The sequence below is a fragment of the bacterium genome (genome assembly GCA_036504735.1).
In the GTDB taxonomy this organism is placed as follows: Bacteria; Electryoneota; RPQS01; order RPQS01; family RPQS01; genus DASXUQ01.
This window is the reverse complement of sequence record DASXUQ010000018.1, coordinates 117,421-137,822: the sequence shown is the minus strand read 5'-3', so window position 1 is coordinate 137,822 and position 20,402 is coordinate 117,421. Positions and strand designations below refer to the sequence as shown.

Sequence of the window (20,402 nt, the reverse complement as noted above, 5' to 3'; positions counted from 1 at the left end):
AGGCGTGAAATCCTAGCCAGAGGGAACCGAGATGCTAATTGAACAACCGTGGCTACCAGGAATTCTATTTGATCTTTGCGAGGAAGACATGAGTAAAGGCGAAGTGATCATTGCAACGACACAAATGTCGCGGCATGGGTTTTGTATTACGCGCGACTATCTTGAGCGCGCATCCCAGGACATCAGGCTCAAGGGATGCATGCCGATAGATGTCGAGCACATTCATACTGTTCCTCCCATTGGAAGAATTGCTGAAACCAGGGTCGTTGCTCTCGATGACAATGTATATGCGTTGGTCGCAAAGCTCGAGTATTTTGAACTGGAACGACCGTATGTGTTGCCAAGTGGTGACCCTGTGGTGTGGAGACGGGTTAATGGGCCATCGCATCCTTTCGCTTCAGACGCCTCACCACCAGCAATTCTGGGGATCCAATATGACCCGGTCAATATTGATTCCGAGGACGACTTGCAATTCATCAAGGCCGCACTCCCAATGGACGGCGCTGCTGTCTTTAGTCCTTTCAGCAGAAATGCAAGAATCCCAGACCCAGAATTGATCATTGCCGTCGGAGAAGCACTTGTCAAGTTGTTCCTTGTCAAATATGTTTTGAAACCTATTGCGGAAGAGATAGGAAGACAAATATCGGCAGAGTTCGGCGTATTCATGCGTTCCACAAAAAGCGTATGTGCGAGGTGGGCACAGCGTGCAATACCTTTAGGAAAGTGTAGGACATATATTGTGCATATTGCCGGAACCCCGGAAATTGACTTGGCAGCCGAGACGGCTGACGTGGACTTGTTCCTAGGGGCGTTAACAGAAGAAAAGACCGGTGAGGCCATCCGACACGCTCACGATCTGCACCAACATATTGCAGCCACGAAAATCCAATACCTTCTCGACGGCGATGGCCATTGGAAATTTAATTACTTGTTGACAAGCGAGGGAGACGTAATTGGAACGCCTTTGAGCTTTGATCGACAGAAGCGCCGCTATGAACTTTCGTTTTCGCAAGTCTCCGATGACCCGGATGCCACTGGCAGTGAATAGAACATCAGGAGGTTTAAGCTTGTTTTGAAACTGAAAGGGCATCGTTCAGAGAGCGGGCTTGGATTTACAAGTAATAGATTTGTCTTTCATTCTTTACATAAACACATTGCGGGCAGGCGTGGGCGCCTGCCTCGGCGAGGGTAACGGAGAACAATGAACATCAACCCCAACATTTTTCGCGAGTATGACATTCGCGGGGTCGTCGTGGATGATTTGACCCCGGAAGTGGTCGTGGCTTTGGGCAAGGGCATCGGCACGCTGCTTAAGCGCAAGGGCGCGCAGCGGTTCACCATCGGGCGTGACGGGCGGCTCTCCAGCGAGCGCATTGCCAGCGATCTGAAAGACGGCCTGACCAGCACCGGCATCGAGATTACCGATGTCGGACAGTGCCCGACTCCGGTGCTCTATTTTTCCGCGGCGCACCTGTCGATGGACGGCGGGATCATGATCACCGGCTCGCACAATCCGCCGGAGTTCAACGGGATAAAGGTCGCCTTCGGCAAGGCCGCCATCTATGGCGAAGAGATCCAGGCCGTGCGGCAGTTGATCGAAGCCGATGATTTCGACAAGGCCTCGCCGCTGCCCGTGCGCAAGTACTCCATCCTCGACCCGTACGTGTCGTGGCTGACCACCAATATCAAATTCGACCGCGCCGTGCGCGTCGGCATCGATTCCGGCAATGGCGTCGGCGGGCTGGTCGCGCCGAAAATCTTCCGCGAATTGGGCGCGACGGTGTTCGATCTGTACAGCGACGTGGATGGCCGCTTCCCCAACCACCATCCCGATCCCACGGTGGAAAAAAATCTTGTGGATCTGAAGAAGCTGGTGGCGGACAAAGGTCTGGATGTGGGTGTGGGGCTGGATGGCGACGCAGACCGTCTTGGAGCGATTACCGGCAACGGCAAGGTGCTGTGGGGTGACCAGCTCATGGTGCTGTTTGCGCGCTCCATTCTGCGGCAACAGCCCGGCGCGACAGTGATTGCCGACGTCAAGTGCAGCGAGAACTTCTTCGAGGACGTGCGTAAGCACGGCGGCAATCCCATCATGTGGAAGACGGGCCACGCGCTGATCAAGAACAAGCTCTGGGCGGAAGAGGCGGTGCTGGCGGGCGAAATGAGCGGCCACTTCTTCTTCGCCGACCGCTACTTCGGTTTCGATGACGGCATCTATGCGGCCTGCCGTCTCGTGGAAATCGTCAGCCGCCTCGATCACACGCTCTCCGAAGAGCTGTCTGATCTGCCGCCGACCTTCAGCACGCCGGAAATTCGCGTGGACTGCCCCGATGAGGTAAAGTTCGCGCTGGTGGACAAGGTCAAAGCGGAATTCAAAAAGATGGGCGCCCAGACGATTGACCTCGACGGCGTGCGCGTCAAATTTCCCGACGGCTGGGGCCTGGTGCGCGCCTCCAACACCCAGCCGACGCTCGTGCTGCGTTTCGAAGCCAAATCGCAGCAGGCCTTGGATCGCATCATTGCCGAGTTCAAGTCGCTGCTGGCTAAAGAAGGGTTTGAATTGAAAGTTTGAGATTGCCGAACAGGGTGCATAAAACAAGGGCGGGTCCAAAAGGACCCGCCCTTGCCGCATCAGTGACGCCACGATCAAAGCTGCTTTGCGAACTACTCCGGCGTCACGTCAACCACCTCAAACATCCCACGTCATGCCGCGTATACTCATCCAAGTAGAAGTAGCATTCTCATCTGGTCTCAACTTTTCCACTCGAGCACATGAATTCCGGTTCCAAATCGTCTAATTATAGTTTCCGAGAAATCAACATGTTGAAAATCAATTTCTAAACTGGGCCTGATGAGGTGGGGACAAATCGGGTGCGCGAGGCGGACGCGATTTCGGGCAGAGACGATCTATGCCGGATAACTTATTGCGGATTATATATTTATCTATGAATTACCGCTCGTGTCGGTCACCAGGCAAAAAGAGGCGTTTTTGCATGGTGATTTCGTGCCTCTCTTCGCAGACATACTCTATGCGTTCTTCATGTGCCGAAAACCGCCGGATTCCGGTTGTGAAAGGGTTGGAATTGATGTTTTAATTGCAGATGTTTAAACAAGATACAGTTAAGCAGCCCGTTTCTTTTGACCGTTGAAAGCGGGCGCGGCTCTGCCCATGCGGATTTTCAGGAAGTTGTGTTAGGGTCTTGATAACATAGTTGATGGTATTATATTTGTAGTGTTCTACCCGTACTGGAATTGAACCTACTCCCAAGGAGATCGTATGAACCGTCGTTCGTTTGTTGTTATGCTGGCCATCGCGGCATTGTTGCTGCTCGGAGCCTTAACTGCCACTGCCGCGGTGCGCACCGTGCTGACGGAAGGCTTCACGCAATGGAACTGCGGCCCCTGCGCCGGCTGGAATCCAATAGAACGTCAGGTGGTGGAAGCCATGGGGCGCGACTCCGTGCTCAACATCAAGTATCACGTTTCCTGGCCTGCCCCCAATAACGACGCGATGTACTTGTGGAACACGTCGGAAGTCAACACCAAGATTACGTATTACAACGTGACCGGCGTTCCGGATGGCTGGGTGGATGGCCGCACGGAAATTACCCGCAGCGCCTCCGGCTTCCGTTCGCAGATCCGTACCGCCCGCAATGTCCCCGCGCCCTGCACGATCGACATCGAAGCCAGCATTTCCGGCGAAACCACCGTGCAGTTCAGCGGGACCGTTACCGCCACCGACAGCGCGCTGGCCAACACTCGTCTCTACGTGGTGCTGATCAGCGACGTGGACAGTCCGTCCCCGCATGGTTCCAACGGCGAGACGTCCTTCGACAACATTTTCCGCGATTTCTATCCCGATGCCGCCGGCCAGACCATCACCAGCGTGCCCCTCAACGGCACCCTGGATTTCTCCGGCACGCTCAATAAGTCAGCGGCCTGGGACACGGACAGCATGTCCGTCGTCGTTTTCTTGCAGGACTATGCCAGCAAGTACGTGCATCAGGCGGCGTGGGCCCCGGTGCTGAACCTCTGGCAGGTTCAGACCTCCTGCACCGATCCCGTTCAGCTCATCTCGGAAGTGAACGGTGGCGAAGTGGATTATACCATTCAGCTTTCCAACCATGGCCGCAACAATGACACCTACACGGTGTCCGTGGGCGATGCACTGCCCGGCGGCTGGACGCAGACGATTGAAGCGACCGATGTGGCTTCCGATCCGACCAGCATCGACGTGCCGCTGACTTCGGGCGAAGCGACGACGCTAACGCTGCGTGTGAATCCCAACGGCCACGGCGGCAGCGCCAACCTCGCGGTGAATATCCAATCGCAAGGCAATACCACTACCACTGCGGCGCTGGCCTTCCGCCTGATGGCGGGGCTGGACGTCCTGCTGGTGGATGATGACGGCGGCGCCAACAATGTCGAGACCTTCTACACCAACGCTCTGCAGGCGTCCGAGCCCAACCGCGCTTGCGGCTGGTGGGACCTCCATGCCGGCGCACTGGACGAGAATATTCTGCCCGCGATTCCGATGTTGATCTGGATGACCGGCGCTTCCCCCACGGGCAACACGCTGACCGCTGCCGAGCAGTCCACGCTGGAAATGTACGTGAACAACGGCGGCAAGCTGTTCCTGACCGGCCAGGGCATCGCCTTTGACCTGCGGACGTCGTCCTTCATGACCGACGTGCTGCATGTTGGCCATTACCTGCCGTTCCCCACGGGACACAATGTCACGGGAGTTTCCGGCAACGCCATCAGCGACGGCCTGGACCTCGCGGTCATCGGCGGCGACGGTGCGAGCAATCAGACCCGTCAGAACAAGATTCATGCATTGGATTCCTACGCCACTCCGATCTGGAATTGGCAGGGTGTGACCGGTGACACGTGCGCCGCGGTGCAGGTGGAAACGCCGGTGTACAAACTTGTGTTCATGGCCTTCGGCTTCGAAGCGATTTCCAGCGCGGCTAACCGCAATGCCGTGATGGGGCGCATCGTCGACTGGATGCTGGGCCCGGTCGCGGCCGATCCGCGCACGGTGTCCGCTCCCAACGAGTTTGCCCTTGCGCAGAACTACCCCAATCCGTTCAACCCCGAGACCGTGATTCCTTACGCGTTGCCGTTGCGGGCGGAAGTATCGCTGCGGATTTTCGACGTTCTGGGCCGTCAGGTGGCGGTGTTGGCGTCAGGTCTGCAAGAACCGGGAGCTCATGCCGTGACGTGGAATGCGGCGAAGGTGTCCAGCGGTTTGTATTTCTACAGCCTTGAGGCTAAGGCCGGAAGCCAAACCTTCCGGGCCACGCGCAAGCTGATGCTTTTGAAGTAAGTAATCTCTGCTTCATGATCCGGTCACCTGTGGCCTTGCGGCCACAGGTGCCGTTTCGTGAGCGGTCGCTCCTGCCTGAAAAGAAGGGAGATGGACCGCCCACGAAACGGACAGACTCCCGCCCGTCGAGCACGAGCGGCGACACGAGATCATGCACTTAACCTGGGAGGGCTACACTACCATGATGCAGTTGCTACGACCAATCCTCCATCGCTTGCGCCCATCCATGCTGTTGCTGGTGGTCGGCGCGGCGCTGTTCCTGTGGGGCGCGACCCACACGGCGGTTGCCTGCTGGAACTATGTGGAGACGCAGTGTTTCAGTACGGATCCACTTCCCCAATACTGGGGACCCAACGGCTGGTCGCACCCGGCCAATTCCGGCCGCTACTGGCAGCGCTATCCCAATTATCCTTACGATTATGTGCCCAGCAACGTAACCTCCTGGGATTGGCAGCGGGTGTACTATGATCCGCAGCACATGTGCAACGACCAGATCGGTCAGGCCCTATGGTGCGCCGGATTTCCGCGCAGCAACGACCCCGCCTATACCACCTATCCATCCTGGGACAGCGCGTACGTCACCTACGGACCCATTGATCTGAGCCAGGCGGTGGCCGGCGGATGCAGTTTTTATCTGTATAATCGCTCGGAAATTGCCCATGATTCGGTCTTTTGGGGTTTGACCACCGCGCGCGTGATTCGCCAGAATCATGACAGCATGTACATTGCGGGCGTGTCCTCGCAGATCATGCAGGGGATCGATTTCCAGCAGCGGATCATGGATTTTTCGCGGCTGCACCGGGTCGGCACGCTGGATACCGTATCGCTCCTGGGCCGGTCTCAGGTGTGGGTCTTCTGGCGTTTCTGGAGCGACGGCAATGCCAACCGCGACAAGGGCGCCTTCATTGACAATGTGTCGATTTCGTGGGATGACGGCGGTCAGGACTTGGGAGCGGTCAGCGGAGCGATCTACAAAGATTCCACGGTGAATGTCTTTCCTCTGGCCGGGGACACCAGTTATGCCAAGCTGACATTCCAGACTTGCGCCGGCGGAATCCAGAATTATGCTCCGTTCCGGGCTGTGGTAACGGTGGACACATCGGTAGTGCTCGACACCATAATCACTACGGCCGAGCAGGGCACTACCTACGAACTCCTTACGCACCCCTGGATTCTCTCGCCCGACACCCATGTGGTGCGGCTGGTGCTGGACTCCATGAATGTGATTCCCGAGGTCAACGAAGCGAACAACGTCGCGACCTTCACCTATGTCGTGCCGCAACCGCATCCGCCGGCAGCCTTTGCGTGGGTGACACCGCTGGACAGCATCGAATACGGCGATGAAACCGCCACGCTGCGCTGGGAAAGCTACGACGATCCGAACAATCCGTCGACGCTGGCATTCTATTCGACGACGCAGCACACCGGCTGTCAGGGATTGCCCGTGGAAGGCGGCACCGGTTTGCCTGTGGCAGATGGACCTGATTCTCTGGTCTGGAACCTCACGAGCTTCAATTATGGCCGCGTGCTGAATGTGTTCGTGCGGATTCATGATTCCTACAACGATACCTGCATCTATGCACCGTATCCCGTGATCCGCCGTCGCACTCCGACCGCGGTAGGTGACCATGGAACCAGTGTCATTCCCGATCATTTCTACCTCGATCAGAACTACCCCAATCCCTTCAATCCCGCGACCGATCTGCGTTATGGTGTGGCCAAAAGCGGCCACGTGACGCTGAAGGTCTTCGATCTGCTGGGACGGGAAGTAGCCGTGCTGGTCAACAGTGAACAAAGCCCCGGAACCTACACCGTGCCGTTCAACGGCGCGAAGCTTCCCAGCGGACTGTATCTGTATTCGCTGTCGACCGCCGAAGGGACGCAAACCCGTAAGATGATGTTGATGAAATAACCCACACCGGGGCTATGAATCAGGCACAGGCGGCGCGCAAGGCCGCCTGTGCCGTTTCGCAACGGCCAATGCGGTCGTGGCGCAGCGGATAGTCAGCTAACTTCAGGGGAGTAACCTGAAGATGCTGAACGGTTCGCACTTGCCAAGGGGTTTCTACTTGCGTATCTTGTCTACCGGGGAAGGTACGCAGACAACCGAGATAATGCTTTTGAAATAAGAGCGAAAAGAGAATCGTATTGCGGTAATATTTTCGCTTCTTTCGATGTTTCACAATTGGGAGGGCTACTATGATGGCGATGCTAAGACGAATCCTCCGCGGCGGGAGGGGTTTTGTGGGATGGAGTATGCTGCTGGCGGCGGGTGTGGTGCTCAGTCTGCAGCCGCACGTGGCGCAGGCGTGTTGGAATTCGGTGCTGTCCCAGTGCTGGGATCAGGCTCCGTCGAGCCAGTGGCAGGTCGCGACCAACCAGACGGACCGCTGGGGGATCCAGAACCGGTATTTCGATACCCATATGTGCCAGAACGATATCCATGCGGCCTGGATATTGGGGTTCCCGACGACCAATGATCCGGCGTTCACGCCCTATCCTCCCAATTTGGATACCTATTTGACGTGGGGTCCGCTGAATCTGGCACAGGCGCAGGCGGCGGCGGCGTCTTTCTGGATGTTCAACCGCTCCGAACCGGCGCACGATTCGATCTTCTGGGGCGCGGCGACTACGCGCCAGCTTACCACCCAGAACATGATGATCGCAGGCACCTATTCGGGAGATATGAACACCGACTGGGAATTGAAGTACATCGACTTCGCGCATCTGCGCAATCCGGCGGGGGACACGATTTCCTATCTTGGCCAGCAGACGGTGTATGTCTTCTGGCGGTTCCGCAGTGACGGCAATCCCAATCCGGCCAATAACCAGCCGCTGCGTTTCGGCGCGCTGATCGACAATATCAGCCTCTCTGTCGATGACGGGGGAGTCGATTTGCAGGCGCTGCCCGCCTCCCTGCTGCGCCCCAACGGCGAGCCCCACCTCACCCCGGTGGAAGGAGACTCGGCGATGGCCCGTTTCAGTTGGATGTCCTGCAGCGGCGGCACGGGCAACTATCCGGACTACCGTGTGAGGGGCGTCCTCGACAACGGCACGGTGGTGCTGGACACGGTTATCTCTGGCGACTCCGCGGGAGCCTCCCACATCGTGGACACCCGCCCGTGGGTGATGGTCGTCGACACCCACACCGTGCGCTTTGTGGTCGATACGCTGAATCAGGTGGGCGAGACCGACGAGACCAACAACGTCACCGTCATGCAATATGTGGCGGCGCCGATCCATGTGGTCCAGTTCAACTGGATCACCCCGTCGGATACCGTCTATTCGGGCCAGCAGACGATCACGCTCCGTTGGAACGCGCAGCATAATCCGCGCATCCCGGCCACGGTAAGCCTCTACTCGTCAACGCAGTCTTCCGGGTGTACCGGGGCGGCGATTCCGGATGGCAGCGGCCGTCCTGTAGTGGATGGCGAAGACTCTCTTTCGTGGGACCTCTCGCAATACGGTTGGGGTGTTCCCCGTTATGTGTTCATTCGCTGGCATGACGCCGCCGTCGACTCGTGCATCTACGCGCCGCGCACGGTGATCCGGCTGGACGCGGATGCCCGGCAGGGCGGTTTGATTCCCGAGCGCTTCTACCTCGCGCAGAATTATCCGAATCCTTTCAATCCCGCCACCGGCTTGGAATTTGGCGTGGCCAGAAGCGGGCATGTGAGCCTGAAGGTCTTCGACCTGCTGGGCCGGGAAGTGGCGGTGCTGGTCAACGGTCAGCGCAGCCCCGGTGTTTACCGCGCCGAATTCGACGGCAGCAAACTGCCCAGCGGTCTCTACCTGTACACCCTCCGCACTCCCGAAGGCACCCAGACCCGCAAAATGATGCTGCTGAAGTAAGTCCTTCGCAGGCAGCCTCCGAATAAGCGAAAGCCGCGTGACGAACAATCACGCGGCTTTCTGTTTCTCGAACTCTATGGCCGGGTCAGCGGCGGGCGATGAAGAAGAGGAAGTAAACGTTGGCCAGCAGCGCCAGGCCGCTGGAGACGGTCATGATTTCCGTAAACAACTGCCATGCCGAGCCATTGACAATCACGGTGTCCTCGGGCTTGAGCGAGGGGATCAGCCGCTTATCGCCGGTCTTCAAATACTTCTTCAGATTGACTTCAATGACTTCGCTGGTACTGCCTGTTCCGCCGCGGACGACCTTGACATCCGTCAGCCGCGAGCGGCCTTCCGGTCCTCCCGCCGCCGAGATCAGGGTAATCAAATCGGTGGTGGCCGGCACAAAGTACTGCCCGGGTTTCAACACGCGCCCCCACACGTTAACCCGCATCAGCAGTTCATTGGCCTGCCCGAGGTAATACTGGTTGCCTTCCCCGGCGGATTTGATCACCGAGGGAGTGGTCTGCTGCACCTGTCCTTCCTGCTTCTGATAGGGCGACGGCTGTTGCGCCATCGCGGCCACCGGCAGGAAGAAGGCTGCATGCAGAGCCAAAAAAGTTATCGCCACCGTATAAAATGCTCGACGAGTCGGCATCGCTCCTCCACTCGAACGCTATGGTTGGTATGAAAAAGTCGTGAACGCCGCCGCACCGGCCAGCGAATCGGTGTGGGCTTCATTCACGCGGTTACAGATGACATTGACTTGGCAGACATAGGTGCAGTCGCGCACCAGCGATGCGGCAATGCCGCGAAAATCCAGGGTGATACTCGCCAGGGTTTCGTAGCGGTGAATCTGCTGGAACGTGACCAGCGAATCCGGCCCGTAATAGTGCGAGTAGACGCGAATCATGTCGTACAACGGCCGGTCATCTTCACTGCCGGGCGTGTACACATAGTTTAAGGTATACACCTGCGCCGCGGCCCGCTCCGCCGACAGCGTGGTCGGATTGGCCAGCAGACGGTAATAGAGGCGCGGGGACAGCGTCGAGCGGTTTCCCGCCGAGTCAATCGCCTGAATTTCCCAGTAAAATCCGCGCGATTGTCCGGTCGTCTCATCCGGCGCCAGATTGTCCTGGCTGCCGTCATTGGGATTTTCCCCCCGGTCAACCCAACTGAAAATACTCTGTCCCTCGGGCAGATCCAAACCCACGCGCAGGTCTTTGATGACGTAGTGGCGCAGGGGATTTTGCTCGGTTTCGGAGATCCGCCACACGCGGTAGGTGGTTACATCCGATTCCGGATTGGCGTACCATTCGAGGTGCACCCAATGATAGTCGCTGTTCGGATGGCCCAGATCATTCTGCACCGGTTCGGCGCGGATGCCCTGCTGCGCGTACATATTGTCGGCGCTGCGGTCCACCCAGCGCGGAGCAGACGGCGCCAGATCGTCCTTGCTGCTCTGATCCTGCCCACAGCCGGAGAGCAGCGCCAGGGCAAGTACCAGGCCTGCCGCCGTGGCGGAAAGACTCTGTCTTGTGTTCATCCTTTGTCCCTCAGCGGATTTTGAAGGCCACACTGACCCGGTGAGTGTTGCCCAGTTCGCGAGACAGGTACGCATAGTCTACGGTCGCGCGCCAGATCGAGAGGCCCGCCCCGGCGGTCCATTCCCGTCCCCAGAACCCGCCGCGCAGCGCCAGCACTTTTTCGAACTGATATTCCAGACCGTAATGGTTCGTGTGCACCCAGCGGTATTCCGTATCATAGCTCAAAATGAGCTTGCTGCTGCGGCCCGGCATCTTCTGAATAAGCGCCACACCGTTACGGAAGTTGGTGGGAATCGCGTCCTTGTTGCCTTCACCCCAGTCCACCGCCGTCCGCGTCAGGTCCTGCACATTGAAGCCCCACGCTACCTGCGCCTTCCATTTATCCCACAGGAGATCGGAGAGCGGAACGCGGATCTGGCCGCCGCCATCCACGCCGATTCCCGAACCTTTCGCGCCGCCCAGACTCTGGTTGATGATCTTCACATTGGCGCCCAGCGGAATCTCGATGGGAATCTGGAAATAGGACCAGCCGAAGTCGATGGTAAACTTGTTCAGCTTGGCAAACGTCAGAAAGACGGCGGATTCGTTGTCGGAAAACTGTCCCTGAGCCGCGCCGCCGGTGGCCAGCAGATATTCCTGCACGGACAGGGTGTCGCCGTGCAGAATCCGGTTGGACAGCGCTGCGTAGTCGGGATGGCGGCCAATGCCGGAGACTCCCAACCGCACATAGTTCAGCGAGAACACCGCGCCGCTGACGGGCAGCGTCAGTCCCGCCACGGAGTAGTTGGCCAGTCCGTCGAACAGATCGGCATACATACCCGCCGCCTGCACGCCGCTGACATACCCCATACCGGCGGGATTCCAATAGAAGCTCATGGCATCATCGGCATGGGCGGTCATGGCGCCGCCCATGGCTACGCCGCGCGCTCCGATGCCGATCTCGAGAAATTCGCCCGCGTAGCGGGCCGCCTGCGCCGCCGAAGAGAGCAGCAGGGCGAGGCAGAGGAGAAGCAGAGTTTTTTTCATCAGCGCACCTTTGCCAGCTTAACCATCTTCTCCACTTCGGTCTTGCCCTGTTTGGCCCTTAACCGCGCAAAGTAGACACCGTTGGCAACCTCATTGCCGCGATCATCACGGCCATCCCAGGTAATCTCCCGGTAATTGGCCACGGCGCGTTCTACTTCCCGCACCGTGCGGATGTAGCGGCCCGACACCGTAAAGATCTTGCATTCCACGAAATTGTCGGCCACATCCGTGAGCAGGTAGGCGATGGTGGTGGTCTTGGGGAAGGGATTCGGATAGTTGATCGCCCACTCGATGCCGAACGCGCCGCTGACCTCGAACTCCACCGACGTGCTGTCCGCCATGCCCGTATTATCGGTGGCGAACACCCGCAGTACATGATGGCCGGGGTCGAGATTGGGACGGATCAGCGCGCTCATGGCCGCATTCGACACGAGGCTGTCTGACCAGACAATCTGGCCATCGGGCAGCGTGTCGCCGTCAAGGATAATGCCGAACTTGCCCGCGCTGCGGTCGATGCCGGAAGGGTCGGTCAGATTAGCAAAGATCTGCGGATGGCGCGGCAGGATCGAATGCGGTGTAAAGTGCATGCCGTCGACCGAAATCTGAATCTGCGGCCCCTGTTCGTCATGATACCGGAACAAGGCGAAATTCCCGAGGTCTGATGCCGTGCCGGACACTTTGCCCGCAAAGCTGATAATTCGCACACCGCGTGAGAAGGTCGTGTCGCGGTGAACGCCTTCTAAAAAGAGATTGTCGAGCTTGCGCCAGGCGGTGGCGACATCCCGCCTTTCAAACAACGCCAGTTCGGACAGTTCCAGTGAGTCGCGCACAAAAGAGAAGTTCAATGAGACGTTCGCCACGCCTCCGGGGACCAGTGCATCGCTGGAATCGGCCAGCGTCACGCGGAATACATACACGGAATCACGCAGGGTATCCGGCAACCCGGAGCCGGTCTGGCTCAGACCGGAGTAAGACAGTTGCGCCAGTTCGCCGGCACTCAAGGCGCGCGGCGCCGTGTAAATCAACGTCGTGGAATCCACCGGCAGCGACCCCGGCATCACCTTCAACCAGATGGTGTCCGCAAGTCCCGGTTTATAGAAATAGTGGAAGGCGGTGCTTTGCGTGGTCCGCGGCATGTACGTGCCCAGCGCGTTGGTCGCCGGAAACAGATTCGGCATGACCAGCGTGGTGGTGTACGTATTGTTGGACTCATTGATTTCGGGCACGATGTTATCCGGGTCCACCATGAGGGTAATCCGGTAAAACTGTGGCCAGAAATAGGTCGGAATCAGCGTGTCGAACAAGGCCGCATGCGCCGAAATATTGTTGATATGGATGGTCGTCGCAATCGAATCGAGCACCACGTGAACGGTGTGGTGAGTCGCGTCGGTGTAAGTGCAGTCATGCACCGCGGTCATTCGCACCGGAAGGTCATCGACGTTGCGCGTGAACGCGCTGTTGGTCGATCCCAGCGGAACGTAATAGGCCGGCTCCTTTCCCGCGACGGGCTTGGGCGCCACACCCGCGCTGCTGTTGAGCAGATAATCGTTGCGGGCTTCCAGCGTCAAATTGTAATCATCGGTGGACACAAATTCGCCCCCGGTCGCTGGCTGCACAAAGAACTGCATGCGGTACGAGCCGCCGTAAACCGAATAGGGTCCAAGGTCCGGTGTGCGCCACAATCCCGGCTCCTGTTCGACAAGGTCCAGAGTATCCAATGTCACCGGGCCCTGCGCCGGACGGAAAACACCGCGCGCCTTGACCCGGGCAATCCCTCCCGGGTTCATGAGATTGACCTGCACCTGAAATGTGGAATCATTGGGGATGAAACCTTCGATGTTCCCCAATTGCACATTGCGCAGAGGCAGCAACTGAATCGAAAAGACCTGCAAACCGGTCAGGCTGTCGGCCAGAAAGAGCGGCAGCGTGCCGATGGCGTCCTGCGGCTGAACTCCGGCGCTTCCCTGATTGACCGCGTACACCACCACATGGCCCTGCAAGGTGTGCAATCCCGCGGAAATCGGTACAGGCAGGTTGGAAAACTCGCGCGTTGTCACCTGCTGGGGAAAGGCGAGGTCAAGATTGAGGGCGGGTACATGGGAGGTCTGGACCGGAATCACAATCGCCGTGTCTTCTCCATTGGGCAGACGGTAATGCTGCAGATAATAGGACAATCCGGCGCCATTGTAGGGTAGCAGATAGACGTCGGTGGGTTGCCCGGCAGGGTCCCACGGCAACGTGCCGCTGACCCGCAACGTATCTCCCAGATGCACGAGGCCGGTGTTGGCATGCACATCATGCCACGTCTGCTGCGGCAGCGCGAGTTTGACTCCGGGATCGCCCAGCAGCGTCATCATCATCATCATCGAATACTCGGAATCGCCGATGGCGAGATAGTCGCCCATCGCCCAATTGTAAACTCGCCGTCCCCAGAACCGCGTCTTGTTTATCTGTACGATTTCGCCGAGTGTCAGCCCCGGGACGGTGGCGCAGAAGTCATACAGATACTGCTGCATGGTGCGTCCGGCATTTGCCCAACCGACGCCCGTGGAACTGTAAACTCCGATGCCGCCCACCGGATCCAGCCGGTTGTTCTGGGCGAATTCGAAAGCCTCCCCGAGCACGTCGGCCTGATTGATGGCATCGAACGCGCCCACGTAACAGGTAAAATTCGTAATAAACGGATAGGCGCGGCGGTTGTTGAGCTGGCGTACGCCGGCCACATCCATCAAGTTGGTGCCGCTCCACACACCACCACCACCGTGCCCGTTATAGTTGATCAGCACCGCGCCGTTGCGGAAGCCGTCGCGCAGCACGTTGGGACCCTGTCCGGAGGGCAGACTGTCGAGGTAGACGCGCGACACGTTGATCTCGTCCGGCATCGTCTGAATGGTCGGTTCCGAGTAGCCGCCGGGGAAATCGAACTGCGCGTCTTTCTTGTCGGCCACCGCCAGCATGGTGCAGTGATACAGCGAGTTGTAGGCCGTGCGGGACGGATCTTCGTAGGCGATCAGCTTTCGGACATACGATTCGAGTTCCGTGGCCGAGCGGCAGGAAATGCGGCCGACGGCGATGTCCGGCAAAATGTCCCACGGAGGACCGGAGACGCAGCCGAACAGCATATCCGCCGCGGTGGCTCCGTACTGGGTAGTCAAAGTATAGAGGCTGGAAATCAGATCGCCCTGCCGCGCGCCGCTGTACTTGTTTTCCATCACGCCGTCTCCCACGAGGCAGCAATGCGTGGGACGCACCGCCCAGTGTTCATAGGCGTACTTCAGGAAATTGCGGATCGCTTCCGGGTTGACGATGCCGTCATTGAACTGCTCATAAATCTGTGAGACTCGAATCGTATCCACCGAGCCGTCGAAGGTCACGCGGCGCAGACTGTCCAGCCGCTGCAGCCAGGGGGAAGCCGCCGGGTCATTGGCGAAACTGTCGTGATAAATGATCAGGTAGCGCGCGCCGTTCAGCGTCCGCAGATCACGGTTGGAGGTCTCGGGCACAATCGCCGCGGGATGTTGCGGATACCGGTCATCGAACAGCGCCATCTGATAGGCGCCGTCGCTGATCAGTTGGAAGCGCGCCGCCCAGCTTGGGCTTTCATCCGCCGGATTGACACGCCGCACCAGCACATTGGTAAGCCGCGCATGGTCCAGCTTCCAGACGGAAATGTTGCGGGTGGCAAAGCCGCGGATTTCAAAGGAATAGGTGTCGCCGCGAGTTGTATCGAACGGGAAATAGATGGATCCGTCGTAAGAGGCACGGGGCGCGCGGGCATAGTCGATCTCGAACCAGTTGACCATGACCTTGTCGTTTGCGCCCGCCAGACCATCGCCGGGAAGAGACACGGAAATGACATTATTCCCCTGCTCCAGCGTTCCGGCGGTGATGCCGACGCCCGCCGTATCCGTGGGACGCGTCTGCAAAATAATCGGCGTCTGGTTCTTCCATACCGGAAAGTTATCCCTCTCGGTAATCTTACCGCCCTGCAGTCCGGGAGCCGTCCGCCCATTGACATACACAATGGCCCGGTGGTTGCCCATCGGCTCGGCGTCCGAGAAGGTATACCCTTGCAGGCAGGCCCGCACGGTCACATTGTACAGAGCCTCGGGGCCCGACGTGGCCGGAAAGGGAAGATAGGCCAGGAAACTGCGTGAACTCAGGCCTTCAATCGGCGTACCCCAGAACCAATGGTCCTGGTGGATTCCCAAAGGACCGTTTGCCAGCAACGTTTGAGCGAACTGAGAGGTGCTGGCCTGCAGGCGGTCGAACTTCCAGTCGGCTTCGAAGTGCAAGGACGTCTGGACATTGGAGATCTGATGCACCTGCTGCGGCGACCAGTCGGGATGATAGGTTCCATCCTCATTGGCCAGCCGCAAACCGGGCTGACCGTCTCCCCACGACAGCCAGTAGACATTCTCATTGGTCCACGGGTCCTGATAAAAGGACGGCGAGAACGACTGGTAGGTCTGTTGATTGGGGATGCCGTAGAAATCGAAATAATCGCCGTCATCGAACCGGTTGTCTTCTTCACCGGAAAAGTAGATGGGGACTTCGTGCCCGCGATTCTTGAGATGCACTTCCCGCGCGGTGATCTGTTCGACGGGACATCCGGCAAAGCGCAGATCCGTGGCGGTCACGCGCACAATCCCGCGCTGGCTGACGATGATCTTCCAGCGGGGATGCAAGGGGTCGAAATCATCGAGGCGGTTCCGCCCCGACGCGCCGCGTCCTTCAAGGGCTTCAGGCATGCGCGTCGCCAGTGCTGTGGGCGCGAGCTGGCCGAGCATCTTGCGCAGCATGTCGGTTTCGGACGCCTGATCGGGAATGCGGCTGACGGCCGTGGCATTACGCGGCATGGTCACCCGTACCTTAATGCGTTTGACCACGTGCGCTACGCCGCGCTGGGCGTCCACCTGTACGGGAAAAATATTCAGAGACATCAGCCGGTGGCCGCGGTAAACGCCGGCCTCCTGTACACTGACCACCTGCGGCGGCCACATGCCGGAAATCAGCGGCGTGCGGGAGGCGCGCTCGCTCCAGGACAGTCGTTCTGCGGGCGAGTCGAGGGCCTGTCCGCCGCGCGTGCTGTCCGAAGCCGGAGGCGCATCTACCATAATGTCCTCGGGAGTGGCGATCATCTCGCCAAGCAGCCGCGTGTCGGCCTCCATATCGACGACTTGTGCCGTGACTTTGCCGGGCAGACAGTCCAGAAGCTGGGTAAATTGCGGCAGGGTCGGGACACCGGTTTTTTGGCAGGGATCCGCGCCGTTCATCATGACGGCGGCAATCCGGTGCGTCACCGGGTCACGTTCGAGCTGAATCTCCGGACATTTCCATTCCAGCGTCAATTCGCCGTCTTCCTGCCGCAAAAGCTGCAACGCAGCGCGGGTAGCGGCGGTGGACTTTTCGGCGTTGACGGTTTTGGCAGCAGGGGGAGCTGGGGGAGTCTTGCGGGCGGAGGGCAGGGCGCTGAGCACCGAGATGCTCCCACCAATTAGCAGGAGCAAGAGAAATGTAAATAGGATCTTACGGGTGGGAAATGCCATAGAGTTTCGGTCCCCGACAAAAAAGTTCGCTAAGCTACGCATGCCGTCAGAGAGCACTCCACCGGAACCCTGCCCAAAGGCAGCGTCCGGCGACAAGCATTGGAGTTTCTACTGACGGTACAAACAGCTTAGCGAACTTGCTATAAAGCCGACTCCCTGAGATTCGTTTCAAAATAGGAAAAACTTTCCAGTTTGTCAAGCCTCTTCAACTCCGCAAGTGCTTGGTTTTCCGCCAACAGTAAACATGACCCTGAATAATGGATTAATTAGCAATTCTTGCTCCAAGTCACAGGTTGGGGAAATTCACGTGCAGTGGACCGCTCTATCCAACGGGTACATTCTGTGCATTTCTGTCTCTCAAAATGCTACGGCTCCAAGAGGATCGGTTGCCTCAGTCCACAAGGTTTGTTATATTGCAAAGTTACAGTGCATTGCCGATTCGGTAGGCCTCTGCCCGAGCTTGATCGTGTGAAAACAGCAGGATCGTCCCGGACGGCATTGTCGAAAACCACATGCCTCTCTGCCGGCCGCACCGCATGCGCCGTCGGCCACACCTCAACCCCCACCTTCCCATGTCCCAGACACAAGACACCACCGCCAATCCCGCACCGCTCGGTCTCTTAGGATTCGGCATGACCACCGTCCTGCTCAATTTTCACAATGCCGGTTTTTACGGTCTCAGTTCCATGATTTTAGGCATGGGAATCTGGTACGGCGGCGTGGCGCAGATTATCGCCGGCGCCATGGAATGGAAAAAGGGCAACACCTTCGGCACCGTCGCCTTCACGTCGTACGGACTGTTTTGGATTTCACTGGTCGCCATGTTTGTGATGCCCAAGCTGGGCGTGGCCGATGCGCCGGATGCCACCTCGCGCGCCGCGTATCTGTTCATGTGGGGAGTCTTCACGTTGGTGATGTTTGTCGGCACGCTGCGCCTGAACCGCGCGCTGCAGGTCGTCTTCAGTTCACTGACCATTCTATTCTTCCTGTTGGCCTGGGGCACCATCGCGGAAAATGAAAGCATTATCCACGTCGCCGGCTGGGAAGGCCTGTTCTGCGGCCTGTCCGCCATCTACACCGGCCTCGCGCAGGTGCTGAACGAAGTCTACAAAAAGACGGTGTGGCCGCTGGGAGCAAAGTAAGCATAACAGGCGAAGAGACCCCCCTTGGTCCCCCCTTATTCTAAGGGGGGAGACCTGCCCCCCCCTTAGTCCCCCCGTAAACGGGGGGAGACCCGATGGCCCTTCCCCCTTTGAAAAAGGGGGAATCAGAAGGGGGTTCTTGAAGCAAAGCACCTTCCAACATCACCCTTCATGAAACTTTTCTTCAACCGGAAATAATCATGTCCCTATCTCTGAATACCACCAATGCCTACAGCGCCAGAGTGGGCGCGCACGGCGTGTCGACGGAGCAGATGGATCAGCTTGCGCCGCGAATGCACGAGGCGATTGCCGATCTGAACCGCCACCATGACATGGGCACCCTCGAGTTTCTCGATCTGCCTTATGACATGGGCGCGTATCTTTCCAGCCAGCAGGCGGCGGAGCATTTCCACGGTATCGATAATTTTGTGCTGGCCGGAATCGGCGGCTCGGCCCTCGGACCGGCGGCGATCTTCAATGCGCTGGCCCACCCGCTGCACAATCTGCTCTCATGGGAAGAGCGCGGTGGCCGCAGCCGGTTCTTTGTGCTGGACAATGTGGATCCGGACCAGGCCTGGAGCCTGCTGGATTTCTGCGAGCCGCGCGATACGGTGTACAACATTATCTCCAAAAGCGGCGCCACCGCCGAAACCGCCGCGGCCACGCTGCTGATTTTCGACCGCCTCAAAAAAGCTCTCGGTCCGCAGTGGAAAGAACACGTGGTCTGCACTACCGATCCGCGCTCGGGTGATCTGCGCAAGCTTTGTCAGGAAGAAGGATTGCCGACGCTGGATCTGCCGACGGCGGTGGGTGGGCGGTTCTCCGTGCTGAGTCCCGTTGGTCTGTTTCCCGCCTTCTGCCTGGGCTTCGACGTGTTGCAAATGCTGGATGGCGCGGCGGAAATGGCTGACCGCTGCCTGAATGATAACCTTGCCGAAAATCCCGCCGCGCAGATGGCCGCGCTGCTCTATCTGTTCGATACCGCGCACAAAAAGCCGATGCACGTGATGATGTCCTACGCCAACTCCGCCTATCTGCTGGCCGACTGGTTCCGCCAGATCTGGGCCGAATCGCTGGGCAAGGCCAAGGATATCGACGGCAAGACAGTCAATGTGGGACCGACGCCAATCAAGGCGCTGGGCACGACCGATCAGCACTCGCAGGTGCAGCTTTACATCGAAGGCCCGCACGACAAGGTGTTCCTGTTCCTCGAAGTGGAGAAGTTCCGCACCGCGCTGCCGTTGCCCGCCATCTATCCCGAAGTCTCCTCGCTGAACTATCTGGGCGGGCAGTCGATGAACAAGCTGATGGCCGCCGAATTCGCCGCCACGCGTGAGGCCCTTGCCCGTCAGCAGCGGCCTTCCCTTACCATCCGCTTCCCGCGCCTCGATGCCCGCAGCGTCGGCGAGTTCTTCATGCTGCTCGAAGTCACCACTGCCCTTGCCGGCTCCCTCTACCGCATCAACCCCTTCGACCAACCCGGCGTGGAATTAGGCAAAGTCCTGACGTATGGTTTGATGGGTAGGAAAGGATTTGAAGAGGCGGCGGACGGGATTTGATTGAGGCGGCGGGTTCCAGCCCGCCACTCTGAAAAAAGAGGATTGCCGATTAGCCGGCGGCTTCCATGCCGCCGGGAATTAAGACGATCCGTTGCGGCGCAAACTGCCCCGGAGCACAGATTTCCCGTGGTGCACAGAGGCCGTTGGAACATGAGTCTCTGGTGTCGGCACAGTGGCCGTTGGAACAGATTTCCTGTGGTGCACGGAGACCGTCGGAACATGAGTCTCTGGTGTCGGCACAGAGGCCGTTGGAACAGATTCCCCGTGGTGCACAGAGACCGTCGGAACATGAGTCTCTCGTGTCGCGGCGCGGAGGCCGTTGGAACAGATTCCCCGTGGTGCACCGAGGCCGTCGGAACATGAGTCTCTGGTGTCGGCACAGAGGCCGTTGGAACAGATGTCCCGTGGCGGCACGG

The 20,402-nt window shown here is 58.6% G+C and carries 11 protein-coding genes; 7 read left to right on the top strand and 4 right to left on the bottom strand.

What is annotated here, in order from left to right; translation table 11 throughout:
• Window positions 1–31 precede the first annotated feature (31 nt).
• The 5 genes from VGL38_14600 (at window position 32) to VGL38_14580 (ending at window position 9,181) form a co-directional block, all read left to right on the top strand.
• A complete protein-coding gene (locus VGL38_14600; protein ID HEY3296658.1) occupies window positions 32–1,048 on the top strand; it encodes a hypothetical protein in 1,017 nt (338 codons plus the stop codon).
• A gap of 153 nt (window positions 1,049–1,201) precedes the next feature.
• On the top strand, window positions 1,202–2,572 hold the full coding sequence (locus VGL38_14595) for a phosphomannomutase/phosphoglucomutase (GenBank protein ID HEY3296657.1): 1,371 nt from the start codon (window positions 1,202–1,204) through the stop codon (window positions 2,570–2,572).
• Window positions 2,573–3,277: 705 nt separating this feature from the next.
• Window positions 3,278–5,329, top strand: coding sequence for an Omp28-related outer membrane protein (locus VGL38_14590; protein HEY3296656.1), 2,052 nt, complete (start codon window positions 3,278–3,280; stop codon window positions 5,327–5,329).
• 151 nt (window positions 5,330–5,480) lie between these two features.
• On the top strand, window positions 5,481–7,241 hold the full coding sequence (locus VGL38_14585) for a T9SS type A sorting domain-containing protein (GenBank protein HEY3296655.1): 1,761 nt from the start codon (window positions 5,481–5,483) through the stop codon (window positions 7,239–7,241).
• 332 nt (window positions 7,242–7,573) lie between these two features.
• Window positions 7,574–9,181: a T9SS type A sorting domain-containing protein gene (locus VGL38_14580; GenBank protein ID HEY3296654.1), complete on the top strand. Its 1,608-nt coding sequence runs from the start codon at window positions 7,574–7,576 to the stop codon at window positions 9,179–9,181.
• Between the two features lie 85 nt (window positions 9,182–9,266).
• Here VGL38_14580 and VGL38_14575 read toward each other — a convergent pair whose 3' ends face one another.
• The 4 genes from VGL38_14575 to VGL38_14560 are packed head-to-tail and all read right to left on the bottom strand — an operon-like array spanning window position 9,267 to window position 17,216.
• Window positions 9,267–9,821, bottom strand: a complete 555-nt coding sequence (locus tag VGL38_14575; GenBank protein HEY3296653.1) for a hypothetical protein — start codon at window positions 9,819–9,821, stop codon at window positions 9,267–9,269.
• Window positions 9,822–9,839: 18 nt separating this feature from the next.
• The gene (locus tag VGL38_14570; GenBank protein HEY3296652.1) at window positions 9,840–10,709 is read right to left on the bottom strand and encodes a hypothetical protein; all 870 of its coding nucleotides are present in this window, start codon (window positions 10,707–10,709) and stop codon (window positions 9,840–9,842) included.
• 10 nt (window positions 10,710–10,719) lie between these two features.
• The gene (locus VGL38_14565; protein HEY3296651.1) at window positions 10,720–11,736 is read right to left on the bottom strand and encodes a hypothetical protein; all 1,017 of its coding nucleotides are present in this window, start codon (window positions 11,734–11,736) and stop codon (window positions 10,720–10,722) included.
• The gene (locus VGL38_14560; protein ID HEY3296650.1) at window positions 11,736–17,216 is read right to left on the bottom strand and encodes a C25 family cysteine peptidase; all 5,481 of its coding nucleotides are present in this window, start codon (window positions 17,214–17,216) and stop codon (window positions 11,736–11,738) included. Before VGL38_14560 ends, VGL38_14565 begins: the two co-directional genes overlap by 1 nt.
• Before the next feature lie 605 nt (window positions 17,217–17,821).
• On the opposite strand from VGL38_14560, the gene VGL38_14555 reads away from it, so the two are divergent.
• Both VGL38_14555 and VGL38_14550 read left to right on the top strand, forming a co-directional pair.
• Window positions 17,822–18,427 (top strand): acetate uptake transporter, encoded by a 606-nt coding sequence (locus VGL38_14555; protein ID HEY3296649.1) that lies wholly within the window; start codon window positions 17,822–17,824, stop codon window positions 18,425–18,427.
• Window positions 18,428–18,627: 200 nt separating this feature from the next.
• Window positions 18,628–19,986 (top strand): glucose-6-phosphate isomerase, encoded by a 1,359-nt coding sequence (locus VGL38_14550; GenBank protein ID HEY3296648.1) that lies wholly within the window; start codon window positions 18,628–18,630, stop codon window positions 19,984–19,986.
• The last annotated feature ends 416 nt before the right edge of the window (window positions 19,987–20,402 follow it).